This is a genomic window from Streptomyces sp. CB03234 (assembly GCF_001905885.1).
In the GTDB taxonomy this organism is placed as follows: domain Bacteria; phylum Actinomycetota; class Actinomycetes; order Streptomycetales; family Streptomycetaceae; genus Streptomyces.
Window position 1 is genome coordinate 71,164 of record NZ_LIYH01000009.1, and the last position, 14,875, is coordinate 86,038.

The 14,875-nt window shown below is 74.1% G+C and carries 14 protein-coding genes; 4 read left to right on the forward strand and 10 right to left on the reverse strand.

What is annotated here, in order from left to right:
• Positions 1–17: 17 nt before the first annotated feature.
• The 5 genes from AMK26_RS33035 to AMK26_RS33055 form a co-directional block, all read right to left on the reverse strand.
• Positions 18–1,238 (reverse strand): sensor histidine kinase, encoded by a 1,221-nt coding sequence (locus AMK26_RS33035; RefSeq protein ID WP_073759910.1) that lies wholly within the window; start codon positions 1,236–1,238, stop codon positions 18–20.
• A complete protein-coding gene (locus tag AMK26_RS33040; RefSeq protein WP_241838195.1) occupies positions 1,235–3,214 on the reverse strand; it encodes a sodium/solute symporter in 1,980 nt (659 codons plus the stop codon). The genes AMK26_RS33035 and AMK26_RS33040 overlap by 4 nt, the downstream gene beginning before the upstream one ends.
• A 22-nt stretch (positions 3,215–3,236) precedes the next feature.
• Complete coding sequence (locus AMK26_RS33045) at positions 3,237–3,623, reverse strand: hypothetical protein (RefSeq protein ID WP_073759536.1); 387 nt, start codon at positions 3,621–3,623, stop codon at positions 3,237–3,239.
• 104 nt (positions 3,624–3,727) lie between these two features.
• Positions 3,728–4,000: a hypothetical protein gene (locus AMK26_RS33050; RefSeq protein WP_073759538.1), complete on the reverse strand. Its 273-nt coding sequence runs from the start codon at positions 3,998–4,000 to the stop codon at positions 3,728–3,730.
• 154 nt (positions 4,001–4,154) lie between these two features.
• A complete protein-coding gene (locus tag AMK26_RS33055) occupies positions 4,155–4,898 on the reverse strand; it encodes a LytR/AlgR family response regulator transcription factor (protein ID WP_073759540.1) in 744 nt (247 codons plus the stop codon).
• Positions 4,899–5,029: 131 nt separating this feature from the next.
• Between AMK26_RS33055 and AMK26_RS33060 the strand changes: the two genes are divergently transcribed.
• The gene (locus tag AMK26_RS33060; RefSeq protein ID WP_073759542.1) at positions 5,030–5,668 is read left to right on the forward strand and encodes a hypothetical protein; all 639 of its coding nucleotides are present in this window, start codon (positions 5,030–5,032) and stop codon (positions 5,666–5,668) included.
• 17 nt (positions 5,669–5,685) lie between these two features.
• Here AMK26_RS33060 and AMK26_RS33065 read toward each other — a convergent pair whose 3' ends face one another.
• From AMK26_RS33065 to AMK26_RS37140, 4 genes are all read right to left on the reverse strand, one after another.
• Positions 5,686–6,546 (reverse strand): Fpg/Nei family DNA glycosylase, encoded by an 861-nt coding sequence (locus AMK26_RS33065; RefSeq protein ID WP_073759544.1) that lies wholly within the window; start codon positions 6,544–6,546, stop codon positions 5,686–5,688.
• A 55-nt stretch (positions 6,547–6,601) separates the two neighbouring features.
• Positions 6,602–7,951 carry a wax ester/triacylglycerol synthase family O-acyltransferase gene (locus AMK26_RS33070; protein ID WP_073759546.1) on the reverse strand — a complete coding sequence of 450 codons (1,350 nt, stop codon included), beginning with the start codon at positions 7,949–7,951 and terminating at the stop codon, positions 6,602–6,604.
• A 112-nt stretch (positions 7,952–8,063) separates the two neighbouring features.
• Positions 8,064–10,136, reverse strand: a complete 2,073-nt coding sequence (locus tag AMK26_RS33075; RefSeq protein ID WP_073759548.1) for a SpoIIE family protein phosphatase — start codon at positions 10,134–10,136, stop codon at positions 8,064–8,066.
• 74 nt (positions 10,137–10,210) lie between these two features.
• Positions 10,211–11,398 (reverse strand): DUF6777 domain-containing protein, encoded by a 1,188-nt coding sequence (locus AMK26_RS37140; protein WP_073759550.1) that lies wholly within the window; start codon positions 11,396–11,398, stop codon positions 10,211–10,213.
• A 163-nt stretch (positions 11,399–11,561) separates the two neighbouring features.
• On the opposite strand from AMK26_RS37140, the gene AMK26_RS33085 reads away from it, so the two are divergent.
• The 3 genes from AMK26_RS33085 to AMK26_RS33095 are packed head-to-tail and all read left to right on the forward strand — an operon-like array spanning position 11,562 to position 14,426.
• On the forward strand, positions 11,562–12,437 hold the full coding sequence (locus AMK26_RS33085) for a YndJ family protein (protein ID WP_073759912.1): 876 nt from the start codon (positions 11,562–11,564) through the stop codon (positions 12,435–12,437).
• Positions 12,434–12,991 carry a DUF1990 family protein gene (locus AMK26_RS33090; RefSeq protein ID WP_079277946.1) on the forward strand — a complete coding sequence of 186 codons (558 nt, stop codon included), beginning with the start codon at positions 12,434–12,436 and terminating at the stop codon, positions 12,989–12,991. The genes AMK26_RS33085 and AMK26_RS33090 overlap by 4 nt, the downstream gene beginning before the upstream one ends.
• A gap of 22 nt (positions 12,992–13,013) precedes the next feature.
• A complete protein-coding gene (locus tag AMK26_RS33095) occupies positions 13,014–14,426 on the forward strand; it encodes a lipase maturation factor family protein (protein WP_073759552.1) in 1,413 nt (470 codons plus the stop codon).
• Between the two features lie 79 nt (positions 14,427–14,505).
• Here AMK26_RS33095 and AMK26_RS37480 read toward each other — a convergent pair whose 3' ends face one another.
• A complete protein-coding gene (locus AMK26_RS37480; RefSeq protein WP_198944229.1) occupies positions 14,506–14,676 on the reverse strand; it encodes a hypothetical protein in 171 nt (56 codons plus the stop codon).
• Positions 14,677–14,875 lie beyond the last annotated feature (199 nt).

Here is a 14,875-nt window from a genome sequence, read left to right on the forward strand (position 1 = left end):
CCCCATACCGGGACTTTTCATGCCTGAACGGACGTGGGTGGATCGCGGTGGACACCCGGGCGGTACTTCGGGACACGGACCGTGACTTTCATGCCCGCGCCGACGCCCGTCTCGACCACGAGCCCGTAGTCGTCCCCGTACACCTGGCGCAGCCGTTCGTCGACGTTGCACAGCCCGATGCCGGAGGCCTGGGGGCGCTCGCCCGCGAGGATGGCCCGCAGCACGTCCGGTTCCATGCCGACGCCGTCGTCCTCGATGGTGACGACGGCCTCGGCGCCCGCGTCCTCGGCCGCGATGGTCACCCGGCAGGTGGTGCGGGAGTCCTCCAGGCCGTGCTTGACGGCGTTCTCGACCAGCGGCTGGAGGCACAGGAACGGCAGCGTCACCGGCAGCACCTCGGGCGCCACCTGGAGGGTCACCTGGAGCCGGTCGCCGAAGCGTGCCCCGGCGAGCGCCAGGTACTGCTCGATGGAGCGCAACTCGTCGGCGAGCTGGGTGAACTCGCCGTGCCGCCGGAACGAGTAGCGGGTGAAGTCGGCGAACTCCAGGAGGAGTTCGCGGGCGCGTTCGGGGTCGGTGCGGACGAAGGACGCGATGGCGGCGAGCGAGTTGAAGATGAAGTGCGGGGAGATCTGGGCGCGCAGGGCCCGGATCTCCGCCTCGATCAACCGGGTACGGGACCGGTCCAGCTCGGCCAGTTCCAGCTGTACGGAGACCCAGCGGGCCACCTCCGTCGCGGCCCGTACCAGCACCGCCGACTCGCGCGACCCGTACGCGACGAGGGCGCCGAGCACGCCCTCCTCGCCGGTCAGCGGCGCGATCACCGCCCAGCGCAGCGGGCAGTCCGGCTCGTCGCACGCGGCGCGCACGCTCTGGCCCCGCCCCGAGCCGAGCAGCTCGGCGACCCGTTCCATCACCTGGGCGCGGTGGTGGTCGCCGCCGGGGCCGTCCCAGGCGAGGACGGCCGTACGGTCGGTGAGGCACAGCGCCTCCGTCCCGAGCAGCGACCGCAGCCGCCGGGCGGCCTTGCGCGCGGTGTCCTCGGTGAGCCCGGCGCGCAGGGGCGGGGCGGCGAGGGACGCGGTGTGGAGGGTGTGGAAGGTGGCGCGTTCGACGGGGGTGCCGAGGTCCAGCACGTCCTTCCCGGTCCGCCGCGCGGTGAGCCGCCCGAGCGCGAACCCGGCGACGAGGAGGAGGGCCCCGGCGGTGCCGAGGGCCGCGAGGAGCGTGCCGCTCACCGGTCGGCCCCCCACGGGCGGGCGCCGTCCCCGGCGCTACGGTACGGGCGCTCCGCCCGGCGGCCGCGCCGAGGCTCCTCGGGGCTGCCCTGCGCCCGCCGCTCGTCACCGCCGTGCGGGCTCTCCGCTGCGCTGCCCCGTGACCCTCCCGCCCCGCTGCCCGCCGGGCGCTTCCAGGGGCCGCCGCCCGGGTGCTCGTGGGCTCCCGGGTCCGGTTCGGCCGGGTCGGCCGGGCGTTCCGTCGCGCGGCCCTGGTCGCGCCGCGACGGCCGGCCGACCAGGTCCTCGGGCAGGTGGAGCCGGGCCAGGATCGCGGGCGTGCCGGCCGGGACGCGGCGGGGCGTGGCGAGCGAGACGGCGACCATCGTCAGGAAGCCGAGCGGCACGGACCAGACGGCGGGCCACGCCATCAGCGTGTGCGGCCACCCCTCCGGGGCGAGCCCCGCCCGGGTCGCCATCACGGCCGTGAGCGCGGCCCCGCCGCCCGCCACGAGACCGGCCATCGCGCCGGGCGGCGTGAGGCGCCGCCACCAGATGCCCAGCACCAGCAGCGGGCAGAACGAGGACGCCGACACGGCGAACGCCAGCCCCACCGCGTCCGCCACCGGCACGTTCGTGGCCACCAGGCTGACCGCCAGCGGCACCGCCACGGCGAGCAGGGTCGCCAGCCGGAAGTGCCGTACGCCGCGCGAGGGAAGCACGTCCTGGCTGAGCACCCCCGCCACCGACATGGTCAGCCCCGACGCCGTCGACAGGAACGCCGCGAACGCCCCGCCCGCCAGCAGCGCGCCCAGCAGCTCGCCGGCCGTCCCGCCGAGCACACGGTCGGGCAGGACCAGCACGGCGGCGTCCGCCGCGCCGGTGAGGGCGAGCTCGGGCGCGTAGATCCTGCCGAGCGCGCCGTACACCGGGGGCAGCAGGTAGAAGGCGCCCACCAGGCCGAGGACGACGAGCGTGGTGCGGCGGGCGGTGCGCCCGTCGGGGCTGGTGTAGAAGCGGACGGCCACGTGCGGCAGCCCCATGGTGCCGAGGAACGTGGCGAGGATCAGCCCGTACGTGGCGTACAGCTGGTGGCCGTCGTGGCCGCCCGCCAGCGGCTGTGACCAGCCGACCGGATCGGTGCCGGTGGCGGCCCGCTCGGGCACGCGCGCGCCCTCCGGGAAGCGCAGCGTGGTCCCGGCCTCGACACGGTGGCTCCCCTCGGCGAGCGTGACGCGGTCCTCCTCGTACGCGGTGGAGTCGACGCGCCCGGAGACGGTGAGGGTGAGCGGCGCGTCGACGTCGATGCGTACGGTGTCGCCGACCGTCACGGCGGTGTGCTCCCGGAAGACGGCGGGCGCGTCGAACCGGGCGCGCGGCGCCTCGTCGCCCCACCAGGCGGAGACCAGGAACAGCGCGGGGACCAGCAGGGCGGTGAGCTTGAGCCAGTACTGGAAGGCCTGCACGAAGGTGATGCTCCGCATCCCGCCCGCCGCCACCGCGCCCGTGACGACGACGGCGACGACGAGCCCCCCGACCCAGTCGGGGGCGCCGGTGAGGATCTCCAGCGTCAGGCCCGCGCCCTGGAGCTGCGGCAGGAGGTACAGCCAGCCGATACCGACGACGAAGAGGCTGGCCAGCCGGCGTGCCTCGGGCGATTCGAGGCGGGCCTCGGCGAAGTCGGAGAGCGTGTACGCGCCGGAGCGGCGCAGCGGGGCGGCGACCAGGACCAGCAGGACGAGGTAGCCGGCGGTGTAGCCGACCGGGTACCAGAGCATGTCGGGGCCCTGGAGGAGGACGAGTCCGGCGATGCCCAGGAAGGAGGCGGCGGAGAGGTACTCGCCGCTGATGGCGGCGGCGTTGAGGCGGGGGCCGACGGTGCGGGAGGCGACGTAGAAGTCGGAGGTGGTGCGGGAGATGCGCAGCCCGAGCGCGCCGATGAGCACGGTGGCGAGGACGACGGCGGTGACGGCGGTCACCGCGTAGGTCTGGTTCACGTCCGGTCCGTGCCCATCCGGTTCAGCGGCCTTCCACGAGGCCGGTGAAGTCGCGTTCGTTGCGCTCGGCGCGGCGGACGTACCAGCGGGCGATGAGCCAGACGACGGGGTACGTGCCGACGCCGAGGACGGCCCAGACGAACGGCTGGGCGGTGCCGCGCCCGAGGGCCGCCGGGAGGGTGAACAGCAGGGGCAGCGAGCCGATGAGCAGGGCGAGGGTGCCGAGCGCGTAGAGCGCGGCGCGCAACTGGCTGCGCATCAGGGACCGTACGTAGGTGTGGCCGAGGGTGGTCTGCTCGCTGATCTCCGAGCGGGCGGGCGCGTGGCCCGGGGGGCGGCGGGCGGAGCGCGGCACACCGGTGACCGTCTCGCGGCGGGGGCGGCGCGGGGGCTGCTGGGCTGCGGGCATCGGCGTCCGTGGGTGGGCTCGGCCGGGGTGGTCGGCGGGGGCGGCTGGCTCGGATGGTGGAGTCTACGCAGAAGCCATTACCGAAGGTAGACCCCGGTTTCGGGTCAGCTGCCGGTCCGCCGGCCGGCGTCGCCGAGCGCGATCTCCAGCTCGACGTAGGACTCCTCGGCCCGGCGGAACGCCACCTCCAGCGCGGCGGCCGTGCGGGGCCCGACCAGCCCGTGCGTCGACTCCTGGATTTCGTACAGCACGTCGGCCCAGCGTCCGGCGGCGCTCTTGACCCCGGCGAGCAGCGCCTCCGCCTCGCGCGGGCCGCCCGGCCGGAGGTCCGGCAGGGCGCGCAGTTCGGCGAGCAGCGCCTCGATCTCGACGGTCACGGTCCGGCCCCCTCTCCGGTGATCAAGGGTAGGCGCCGCACGCCGCGCCTGGCGGAGTTCGGCCGGCCGCCGGTCGCCGAACGGCACGGACCACGCGTCGAGCGGTCGGCCCCGCGGCCCCCGGTGGCTCGCGACCCCGGCCGGCGGGGCGGTGTCAGCCGCGTGCCTGGCGCATCAGGAGGTCGCGCAGCTGGCGGGCGTGGCGGCGGCTGACGGCGAGTTCGGCGCGGCCGACCCGGACGGTGGTCGTCCCGGCGTCGAGGCGCAGTTCGTCGATTCGGCGCAGCGCGACGAGGTGGCTGCGGTGGATCCGTACGAAGCCACGCGCCGCCCACCGCTCCTCCAGCGTGGACAGCGGGATGCGGACGAGGTGGCTGCCCTCGTCGGTGTGCAGCCGCGCGTAGTCGCCCTGCGCCTCGACGTACGCGATGTCGTCGACGGACACGAACCGGGTGACGCCGCCCAGTTCGACCGGGATCTGTTCGGTCGCCGTACCGGCGGTCGCGGGTTCGGCGAGGTCGCGGACCCGGCGTACGGCCTCGGCCAGGCGTTCCCTGCGGACCGGCTTGAGGACGTAGTCGACGGCCTTGAGGTCGAAGGCCTGGAGGGCGAACCCTTCGTGGGCGGTGACGAAGACGATCAGCGGGGGCCTGGCGAACCCGGCTATCAGCCGGGCGATGTCGAGGCCGGTGAGCCCGGCCATGTGGATGTCGAGGAAGACGACGTCGATGGCCTCCTCGCCGTCGGGTCCCGCTTCGAGGGCGCGGCCGATGCGGCGCAGCGCCTCGGTCGCGTCGGTGGCGCCCTCCGCGCTGCGCACCCTCGGGTCGGAGCGGAGGAGGTAGAGCAGCTCTTCGAGAGCGGGCTTCTCGTCGTCGACGGCCAGTACGCGAACCATGGTGCGGAGTGTAGAGGTGGGCCGATTGAGCGAGGAACGGCTCGGATGCGTACTCCCTGGCGTAAGGCTTCCCGCGCTGCTTCGCGGAAGCACACGGCACACGGACGCGTACGCGGGAATGAGGCACCCCCATGAGTCTGCGGGAGCGGCATCACGATGTCGCCGCCTATGCGCTGGGCGTGCTGGAACCGGCGGACGCCCTCGCGTGCGAGAAGCACCTGGCGCGGTGCGTGACCTGCACGGCCGGGCTCGTGGACTTCTCCTTCGCCGCGTCGGCGCTCGCGCAGCTTGCCGGCCGGGAGCCGCTGCGGCCGCTCGGGCCGCGCCCGGTGGCGGCGCGTTCTCGTCGGCGGGTACGCCGGCCGCGGGCGCGGCGGTGGCGCTCGCGCGTCGTCGGGGTGGCCGCGGCGCTCGCGGTCGCGGTGCCGGGCGCCGTCCTGCTGGCCTCCCCCGGCCCGGGCGCCGGCGATCCGGGGGTACGGCGGGCCGCGGCGACGGACACGGCGACCGGGACGTCGGCGTCGGTGGCGCTGCGGGAGCGGGAGTGGGGCACGGAGGTGGCGCTGAAGGTGGCCGGGGTGCCGGGGTCTCACGTGTGCGAACTCGTGGTCGTCGGGACGGACGGCCGGGCGTGGCCGGTCATGACGTGGGCGACGGAGGAGGGCGACGAGCCGGTGATGGAGGGCGGGATCGCGCTGCGGCTCGGCGAGATCGAGCGGCTGGAGGTACGGACCGTGGAGGGCGAGCGGCTGGTGTCGGTACGGCCCTGAACCTACTTCAGCAGCACCTACCTCAGCAGGCGGGACAGGCGGCGGTCGGCGAGGGGCTTGCCGCCGGTCTGGCAGGTGGGGCAGTACTGGAGCGACGAGTCGCTGTACGACACCTCCCGGATGGTGTCGCCGCAGACGGGACACGCCTCGCCGGTACGGCCGTGGACGCGCAGCCCGCTCTTCTTCTCGGCCTTGAGGCGGCCGGCGGCCACTCCGTGCGAGCGCTCCACGGCCTCGCTCAGGGTGGTGCGCATCGCCTCGTACAGCGTGGTGGTCTCCTCGTCGGTGAGGTTCTGTACGGGCTTGAAGGGGGACATCCGGGCGGCGTGCAGGACCTCGTCGCTGTACGCGTTGCCGATGCCCGCGATCAGGCTCTGGTCGCGCAGGGCGCCCTTGAGCTGTCGCCGTTCGCCGGTGAGCAGGGCGGCGAAGGCGTCCCGGTCGAAGCCGGCGGCGAGCGGGTCGGGGCCGAGGCGGGCGACGCCCGGGACGTCGGCGGGGTCGTGGACGAGGTGGACGGCGAGGCGCTTGGTGGTGCCGGCCTCGGTGAGGTCGAAGCCGTCGCCGCCGGTGAGCGCGACGCGCAGCGCGAGCGGGCCCTTGCCGGGGCGTGGCGGCCCGGAGGGCAGGACGTCCCGCCACTGGAGCCAGCCGGCCCGGGCGAGGTGGATCAGCAGATGGAGCCCGTCGGCGGTGATGTCGAGGAACTTGCCGTACCGCTCGACGGCGGTGACGGTGGTGCCGTCGAGCGCGGACAGCGGCGGGTCGTACGTCTTGAGGACGCTGACGGCGACGGGCAGGGCGCGGGCGATCTCCTTGCCCACCAGGTTCTCGTCGAGGAACTCGCGGAGGGCTTCGACCTCGGGCAGTTCTGGCATGGTTCCAGCGTGCCGCAGGGCGTCCCGGCTCGCCGCCCCGGCCGGTTGCGAAGGGTCAGGCCGGCCCGTCGGTCGCCTTCACCAGCTCCGCCAGTTCGTCGTGGATCGCGGCGGCGAGCCGGTCCACGTCCGGGACGGCCTTGCCGTCGGCGACGAGCCCGATGTGCACCTGTCCGCCGTACGGGGACATCGCCACGGCGAGCGCCTGGCCGCGTGCGAGCGGGGCCATGGGGTGGAGGGCGCGCAGCGGGCAGCCGCCGAGGGAGAGCCTGGAGCGCGGCAGCGGCACATTGGTGACCAGGACGTCGAACAGCATCCGCGCCGCTCCCTGGGCCAGCGGCGCGCCGAACCGGTGGGCGAGCGGCGGCAGTTGGTCGGCGAGCACGGCGACCGCCCCGGCGCCGCGCGTGGGTCCGGCGGCCTTGTTGCGGTCCATGCCGCGGCGTACGGAGCCCAGCCGGCTCAGTGGGTCGGGGTCGGAGAGGGGCAGGTCGAGGAGGTACGCGGAGAAGGTGTTGCCCGGGCCGGGTGCGCCGCCGGGCCTCCGCCGGGAGACCGGCACGAGGGCGCGCGGGTCCACCGTGGGCAGCGGCTCTCCCCGCTCCAGCATCCACCGGCGCAGCGCTCCGGCGGTGACCGCGAGCAGGACGTCGTTGGCGGTGCCGCCCGCGACCCGGCGGACCCGCCGCACCTCCTCCAGGTCCAGGTCGGCGGTGGCCAGGCGCCGCGTCCCGCTGGAGCCGGCGGTGAGCGCGGGCGTGCCGCGCGGGTCGAGGCGGCTGGCGCGTACGACGGAGGCGCCGACGCCCAGGGCGCGGCCGAGCTCCTCGATGCGGCCGCGCGCGGCGCCCGCGACGTTCAGCGGGCCGGGCAGCCAGGAGCGGGGCGGTACGGGGCGCGGGCGGCGGCGGCCGGGGGTGCGGGCGCCGGCGATCTCGTCGAAGATGCCGGCGCCGATGGCGACCGCGCGCATCCCGTCGGCGAGCGCGTGGTGGAGCTTGACGAGCACGGCGAAGGGGCCGCCAGGCGCCCCGGTCAGCAGGTACATCTCCCAGGGCGGCAGCCCGCGTTCGAGGGGCCGTTCCATCAGCTCACCGGCGAGCCGGGTGGCTTGGGTGATGACGTCGCACCCACTGTCGGGGAGCTGGACGCGCCGGACATGGCGGCGTACGTCGAAGGTCTTGTCGACGTGCCAGGCGGCGCCGCCGACCGGGAGCAGGACGTCGCGGACCCGCATCCGCAGCCGGGGGATGGCGGCGGCCCGCTCGGCGAGCAGCTCCAGGATGTCGCCGGGGTCGCCGGGGCCGGGGTCGAAGCGGGCGAGGGCGCCCAGGTGCATGGGGTGGTCGGCCGTCTCCAGGTGCCAGAAGGCCAGGTCGAGAGGTGCCAGCAGCTCACTGCTCAAGGGATCCCCATGTCGTGGAGGGCCATGGAAGGCTACGGAACAGCAGTCAAACGCCATCGATCGGTTACGGTCAAGTACGATCTCTTCACTTACAGTTAACAGTCGATGTCCATTAAATTTCCGGTCTGCCCTGCATCCTGAACTCGCACCAGACGCACTTTCCGCTGCCGCGCGAGTCCACGCCCCACACATCGGTCAGCCGGTCGACCAGCAGCAGTCCCCGGCCCGAGACGCCCGACAGCCCCGCCTCACGGCGGCGCGGCAGAGCGCTGGAGCGGTCCTCGACCTCGACCCGCAGCCGCCGTTCGTGCCCGGCCAGCATCCGCAGGGTGACGATCGCCCCGCCGTCGGTGTGGAGCAGCGCGTTGGTGATCAGCTCGTCGGCGACCAGCTCGATCTCGTCGGCCCGCTGCCCCGCGCCCCACGCCCGGACCGCCGCCCTGATCATGTGCCGGGCCGAGCTCAGCGCCTCCGGGTCGCTCTGCGCCACGTGCTGCTGCAGCCGCCCGCCGGCCTGCGGGGTGTAACCGCCCTGCCGGCGCAGCAGCAGGATGGCGACGTCGTCCTCCCCACCGTGCTCGTCGACCACCTCGCACAGGTGGTCGGCGAGCCGCTGGAGGTCGTCCGGCCCGTTGCGTACCAGCGCGGCGAGCCACTGCATGCCCTCGTCGAGGTCGGCACCCGGCTGCTCGACGAGCCCGTCGGTGTACAGCAGCAGCGCCTGGCCCGGGTCCAGTTCCAGGATGCTGACGGGGTAGTCGAGCCGCCCGAACTCCGCCGACAGGCCGAGCGGCATCCCGCCCTGCACCGGCACGCGGCGGCAGCTGCCGTCGGTGTCCCGCAGCAGCGGGTCGACGTGCCCCGCCCGCACCACCTGCACCACGCCGGTCGCCAGGTCGGCCTCCAGGTACGTACAGGTGGCGAACCGGTCGGTGTCCAGCTCGTGCAGGAAGGAGGAGGCACGCGCCATCACGGTGGCCGGAGTGTGTCCCTCCGCCGCGTACGCCCGCAGCACGATGCGCAGCTGTCCCATCACGGCGGCGGCGTGGGTGTCGTGCCCCTGGACGTCCCCGATCACGGCGCCTACCCGGCCGCCGGGCAGCGGGATGATGTCGTACCAGTCGCCGCCGATGTCCCGGCCCAGCCGGGCGGAGCGGTAGCGGACGGCGATCTGCGCGCCGGGGACCTCGGGGATGCGGCGCGGCAGCATGGCCTGCTGCAGCCCTTCGGCGAGGTCGTGCTCCTGCTCGAAGAGCATGGCGCGCTGGAGGCTCTGCGCGATGCTGCTGCCGAGCGCGACGAGGACGTTGCGGTCCTCCGGGGTGAAGCCGTTCTTGTCGTTGTAGAGCAGGCCGAGCGCACCGATGGGCCGGGCCTGGGCGATCAGCGGGAGATAGGCGGCGGAGGTGATCCCGAGGCCGCTGATGTGCGGCCAGAGTATGGGGTAGCTGGTGGCGAAGTCCTCGGGTGACTCGATGAAACGGGGCGCGAGGGTACGGACGACCTCACTCATCGGGTACTGCTCGTCCACCCGGGTGTAGCGGGTGCCCGGGACGAAGGAGCCCTCCGGCCCGTCGGCGACCAGGTGGATGCGGCCCGCCTCCAGCAGCCCCATCACCACACTGGTGGCGCCGAGGTGCTCCAGGCCGTGCGAGTCCTTCAGGACGTCGATGACGTCCTGGACGGTCCGGGCGTGGGCCAGGGCGGCGGTGGTGGACTCCACCACGCTGGTCTGGCGGCGCCGCTCCTCGTCGACCTCGCGCCGGGCGGTCGACTCGGCGAGCTCCTGCGTGGCGTCGCGGACGATGCCGATGATGCGGCGCGGGCGGCCCGTCTCGTCCCGCCGGATGAACCCCTGGGTGTGCGTCCAGCGCAGGGAGCCGTCACGGGTTCGGATACGGAAGTAGGCGCCGTAGTGCGTGCCGCCGCTCTTGAGGGCCTGCGCCACCATCCCGTCGAGGCGGATGGACTCGCTGGGCGGGACGCGGGAGGCCAGGCTCTCGGGCCGCCCGTCGTACTCGGTGACGTCCACCTGGAACACGTCGAGGGCGGTCTGGTCCATGTGCATGAGCCCTGTGTCGAGGTCCCAGTCGAAGCTGCCCATGCGGTTGAGGGACAGGCTCAGATCCGGGTGGGCGGGCCAGTCCTCGGGGAGCGACAGGGCATCCGCTGCCGGATCAACCATGGGGCCACTCTGCCATCATTTGTCGGGTTTTTCGACCGGTTACGGGGGCGGGAGGCGGGCGAGGGAGGTGACCATCAGCCCTCGTACAGATCCGGCTCGAAGGGCATGTCCTGCGGCTGCCCGGCCTGGTCCGGCCCGCCGGGACTGTCCGGTACGGGGGCGTCGGGCGGTACGACGGGGTCCGACGCGTCGCCGGGGTCGTCCGGGGCGGCCGGGGGTTCCTCCGGGACGGCCGGGGGTTCGTCCGGGCCGGCCGGGGGTTCGTCCGGGCCGGCCGGGGGTTCCTCCCGGACGGCCGGGGGTTCCGCCTGGGCCGCCGGGCCGCCCGGGCCGTCCGGTGTGGGCGGGACCGGGGGCGGCGGGGGCGGCGGCGGGGTGGGGCAGCCGGGCGGGACCGGCCGGGTGCCGCCCGGCTCGGTCGGGCAGTCGGCCGGCACCGGCGGAGCCACGAGGTCACGCTCGCCAGGGGCGTACGGGGGCGGCACCTCGGGCTGCTTGTCCTGTTCACCGCCGCTGCCCGTGAGGCGTTCGAGCCAGGTGTTGTCCAGGACGTTCACGACGATCAGGCTGTGGACCACCTGCTGGGTGGGCGTGATGGCCACCACCCGCCCGGGGTGGTAGCCGGGCCAGGGCGTGCCCTTGTCGACCGTGGCCCCCTGGGCGACGACCGGCGACCGCAGCGGGTTCCCGCACGCACACCGCACGCGCGGCGCGCCGTACTGGTCCACCAGCACCGCCGTGCCGGCCTGGAGGACGGACTGGAACGGCGCGGCGGAGCCGTCGCGGTAGCCGTGACCGGTGACGCGGGTGTCCGCGCGCAGCACCACGGGGGTGAGGCCACGGAGCCAGGGCGCGATGCCGGCGGGGCCGATCCCGGCGGCCTGTGCGAAGGCGCGCGCCTTGGTGTCGTCGGCGGTCAGGAGGCGCAGCTGCCGCTCGACGTCACAGCTGGGGACGGAGCGCTCGGCGCCGTAGAGGCCGGGCGTGGACCCGGGGAGGGTACGCGGGCCGGGGCCGTCCACGGCCTGCCGGGGCGGCGGCGAGGTGGGCGTACCGGGTGAGGGGCGGACCGTCGACGCGGTGAAGGGATGGGGTCCGGGGGCGCCGGCCGGCTGGAGGTGGACCTCGTCGGCGTTCACCGCCGCACGCGTGCCGCCCTTGCCGTCGCCGCCGCAGCCGGCGACCAGGAGACCGGCGGCGAGCAGCAGTGCGGCCGGCCTGGCGAGCACGGCGTACCGGCGGCGACGTATCGGTGAGCGCACGCGGACCTCCCGCCCTTCTGTCGTTCATGCCCGGCGGTTCATGTCTGCCGGATCCTGGACCCGCCCGCAACCGGAAGGACCCCACCCACTCGCGACTTGAACACGTTCAAAGAAAGCCCTACGCTCGGCAATTGAACACGTTCAAGCGAAGGGGGTGGGCGGGGTGTCCGTACTGGTCGGCCTGATCGTGGCGCTCGGCATGCTGGTGATCGTCCCAGCGGGCCTGCGCCTGATGGACGCCCCCGAACTCGACCGCGTACGCCGCGCCTGGCCGCTGTTCGCCGTGCCGGGAGCCCTCTGCCTGTGGCTGCCGCGCGGCGCCCCCGCCGCCACGCTCGCCGTCTGCTACGCGCTCGGCACCGTCGTCCTCGCCCTGCACGCCCCGCGCCGCCTGCTCCGTACGCGGTCGGTGGCGCCCGCCGAGATCGCCGTCCTCACCGCCCTCGCGAGCCCCTCGGTCGCCGCGCTCGCCCTGGTCGCCGAGCGGCTCGGGCACCGGCTGTTCGGGTTCGACCTGGACATCCTGGCGCTCACCGTCCCGCACTTCCACTTCGCCGGCTTCGCCGCCGCCCTGGTGGCCGGGCTGGTCTGCCGCACGGTGGACCGCCCTGCGGCCCGGTTCGCCGCGCTCAGCGTGCCGCTGGGGACCCTCCTCGTCCTCCTCGGCTACTTCCTGGACGACTGGGCCGAACTGGCCGGGGCGCTCGTCCTGACCGCCGGGATGTGGGCCGTCGCCCTGCTCACCTGGCGCGACATCGCCACCGAGGGACACGACCGGTCCACCCGCGCACTGCTCGCCGTCTCGGCCGCCGTCCTGGTCGCGACCATGCTGCTGGCGCTGAGCTGGGCGCTCGGCGAGGCGACCGGCCTGCCCCACCCGAACCTGGCCTGGATGGCCGCCACCCACGGCCTCGGCAACGCGCTCGGTTTCGCACTCTGCTCGGTACTGGCCTGGCGACGACTGGCACCACGACGAGCGGAACCACGACGGCCGGCGCCACGACGACCGGCGCCACGACTCAAGGAGACCCCGGCATGACGCGCCTGATACGCAGCCTCGGCACCCCCCTCGCCACCGCGCCCGCCCCTCGCGGGTTCAGTTACCCGGACGTCGGCGCCACCCGCACCCGCCCCCTCCCCGCCGGCTACCACCACCTGCGCCACGAGACCCTGATCGGCCACGGCCAGGACGTCTTCCAGGCGGCGGGCGCGGCCGTCACCACCTGGGCGATGCACCGCCGGTCGGGCGCACGCGTGCGTGCCGACGGCGTACGGGCCGAGCCGGGCACGGTGGTCGAGATAGCGCTCGGCGCCGGGCCGTTCGAGGTCGCCGCGCCGTGCGAGGTGGTGTGGACCGTGTACGACGAGGACCGCGTCGGCTTCGCGTACGGCACGCTGACCGGGCACCCCGAGAGCGGTGAGGAGGCGTTCGTGGCCGAGCGGCGGACGGACGGTTCGGTGTGGTTCACCGTGACCGCGTTCAGCCGGCCCGCCCGCTGGTACACGTGGGCCGCCGGGCCCGTCGTACCCGTACTCCAGCGCGCCTACGCACGGCACCTCGGCCGTACGCTGCGAAAGATCGCCGCGGGCTGACCGTCGGCCGATACTGGGACCGATGGAGTGGTTCTGGTTCGCCTCGTCCGACTACTGGCTGAGCAGGCTGGTCTTCCAGCGGGCGCTCGCCGGGGTCTATCTGGTCGCGTTCCTCTGCGCCGCCCTGCAGTTCCGGGCGCTGATCGGCGAGCGCGGCATGCTGCCGGTGCCGGCGTACCTGCGCCGGGTTCCGCCCCGGGTGGCGCCCAGCGTCTTCCATCTGCACTACTCGGACCGGTTCTTCGCGCTCTGCGCCTGGGCCGGGGCGGCGCTGTCGCTCGCGCTGATCGCGGGGGCGGGCGACGCGGTGCCGCTCGCCGTCTGCATGCTGATGTGGGCGGTGCTGTGGGCGCTGTACCTGTCCATCGTGAACGTCGGGCAGACCTGGTACGGGTTCGGCTGGGAATCGCTCCTCCTGGAGACGGGTTTCCTCGCCGTCTTCCTCGGCAACGAGGACACGGCTCCGCCGATCCTGATCCTGTTCCTGCTGCGCTGGCTGCTGTTCCGGGTGGAGTTCGGGGCGGGGCTGATCAAGCTGCGGGGCGACGCCTGCTGGCGCGATCTGACCTGCCTGTACTACCACCACGAGACCCAGCCGATGCCGGGGCCGCTGAGCTGGTTCTTCCACCACCTCCCCAAGCCCCTGCACCGCGTGGAGGTCGCGGCCAACCATGTGACGCAGCTGGTCGTCCCGGTCCTGCTCTTCACCCCGCAGCCGGTGGCGAGCGCGGCGGCGGGTCTCGTCGTCCTCACCCAGCTCTGGCTGGTGCTGTCGGGCAACTTCTCCTGGCTGAACTGGATCACGATCGTCCTCGCCCTGTCCGCCGTGGACGGCTCCCTCGTCGTCGACGCGCCCGCCCTGCCCCACCCCCCGCTCTGGTACGGGATCCTCGTCCTCGCCGTCACCGCTCTGATCGTCGTCCTGAGCCGGCGTCCGGCCCGCAACCTGCTCTCCCGCCACCAGGCCATGAACCGCTCCTTCGACCCCCTGCACCTGGTCAACACCTACGGGGCCTTCGGCACGGTCGGCCGCGTCCGGCACGAGATCGTCATCGAGGGCACCGACGAGCCGACCGTCCACCCGGGCACGGTGTGGCGGGAGTACGAGTTCAAGGGCAAGCCCGGCGACGTACGGCGGCTGCCGCGCCAGTACGCCCCGTACCATCTGCGCCTCGACTGGATGATGTGGTTCGCGGCGCTCTCCCCCGCGTACGCGCACTCCTGGTTCGCGCCGTTCGTGGAGCGGCTGCTCGAAGGGGACCGCGACACGCTGCGGCTGCTGCGCCACAACCCCTTCCCCGACGCCCCTCCCGTACGGATCCGCGCCAGGCTCTACCGCTACCGCTTCACGACCTGGCGCGAACTGCGGGAGACCGGCGCCTGGTGGCACCGGACCTACGTACGGGAATTCCTGCCGCCCACCCGGCTGTCCTGAGCGCCCCGCCGATATGCGCGTGCCCCCCGCCCTTCAGGGGCGGGGGGCACGGGGGCGCACGGTGCGGATCGGACCGCGATCAGTCGATGCCGGGCAGGATGTGCGGCTCGGCGAGGTCTTCCTCGTAACCGGCCAGCCGGATCGGGGCCGAACGGGCCCACACTTCGAGGCTGCCGAGGGTGTCGGGCCCGGCGGATCGTTCGCCGTGTTCCGCCGGCCGCTGCTCCTGCTTGATGAGTTCTGGTGTCACCGCGCACTCCTTCGTGTCGCGAACCTATGAGGACATGTACTGCCGTTCGGTCGCGGTGGCGCCGGTACTCGGGCGGAAACGCAGCCTTGGTGGCAGGCTTGTCCCCGAGGCCCGCCTGAGGGGGTTTCGTGGATCCCTGGCGGCGGGCCGTTCGCTTCAGGTTAACCAAATGAGCGCGCTTCTGCTCGATGGAACGCGT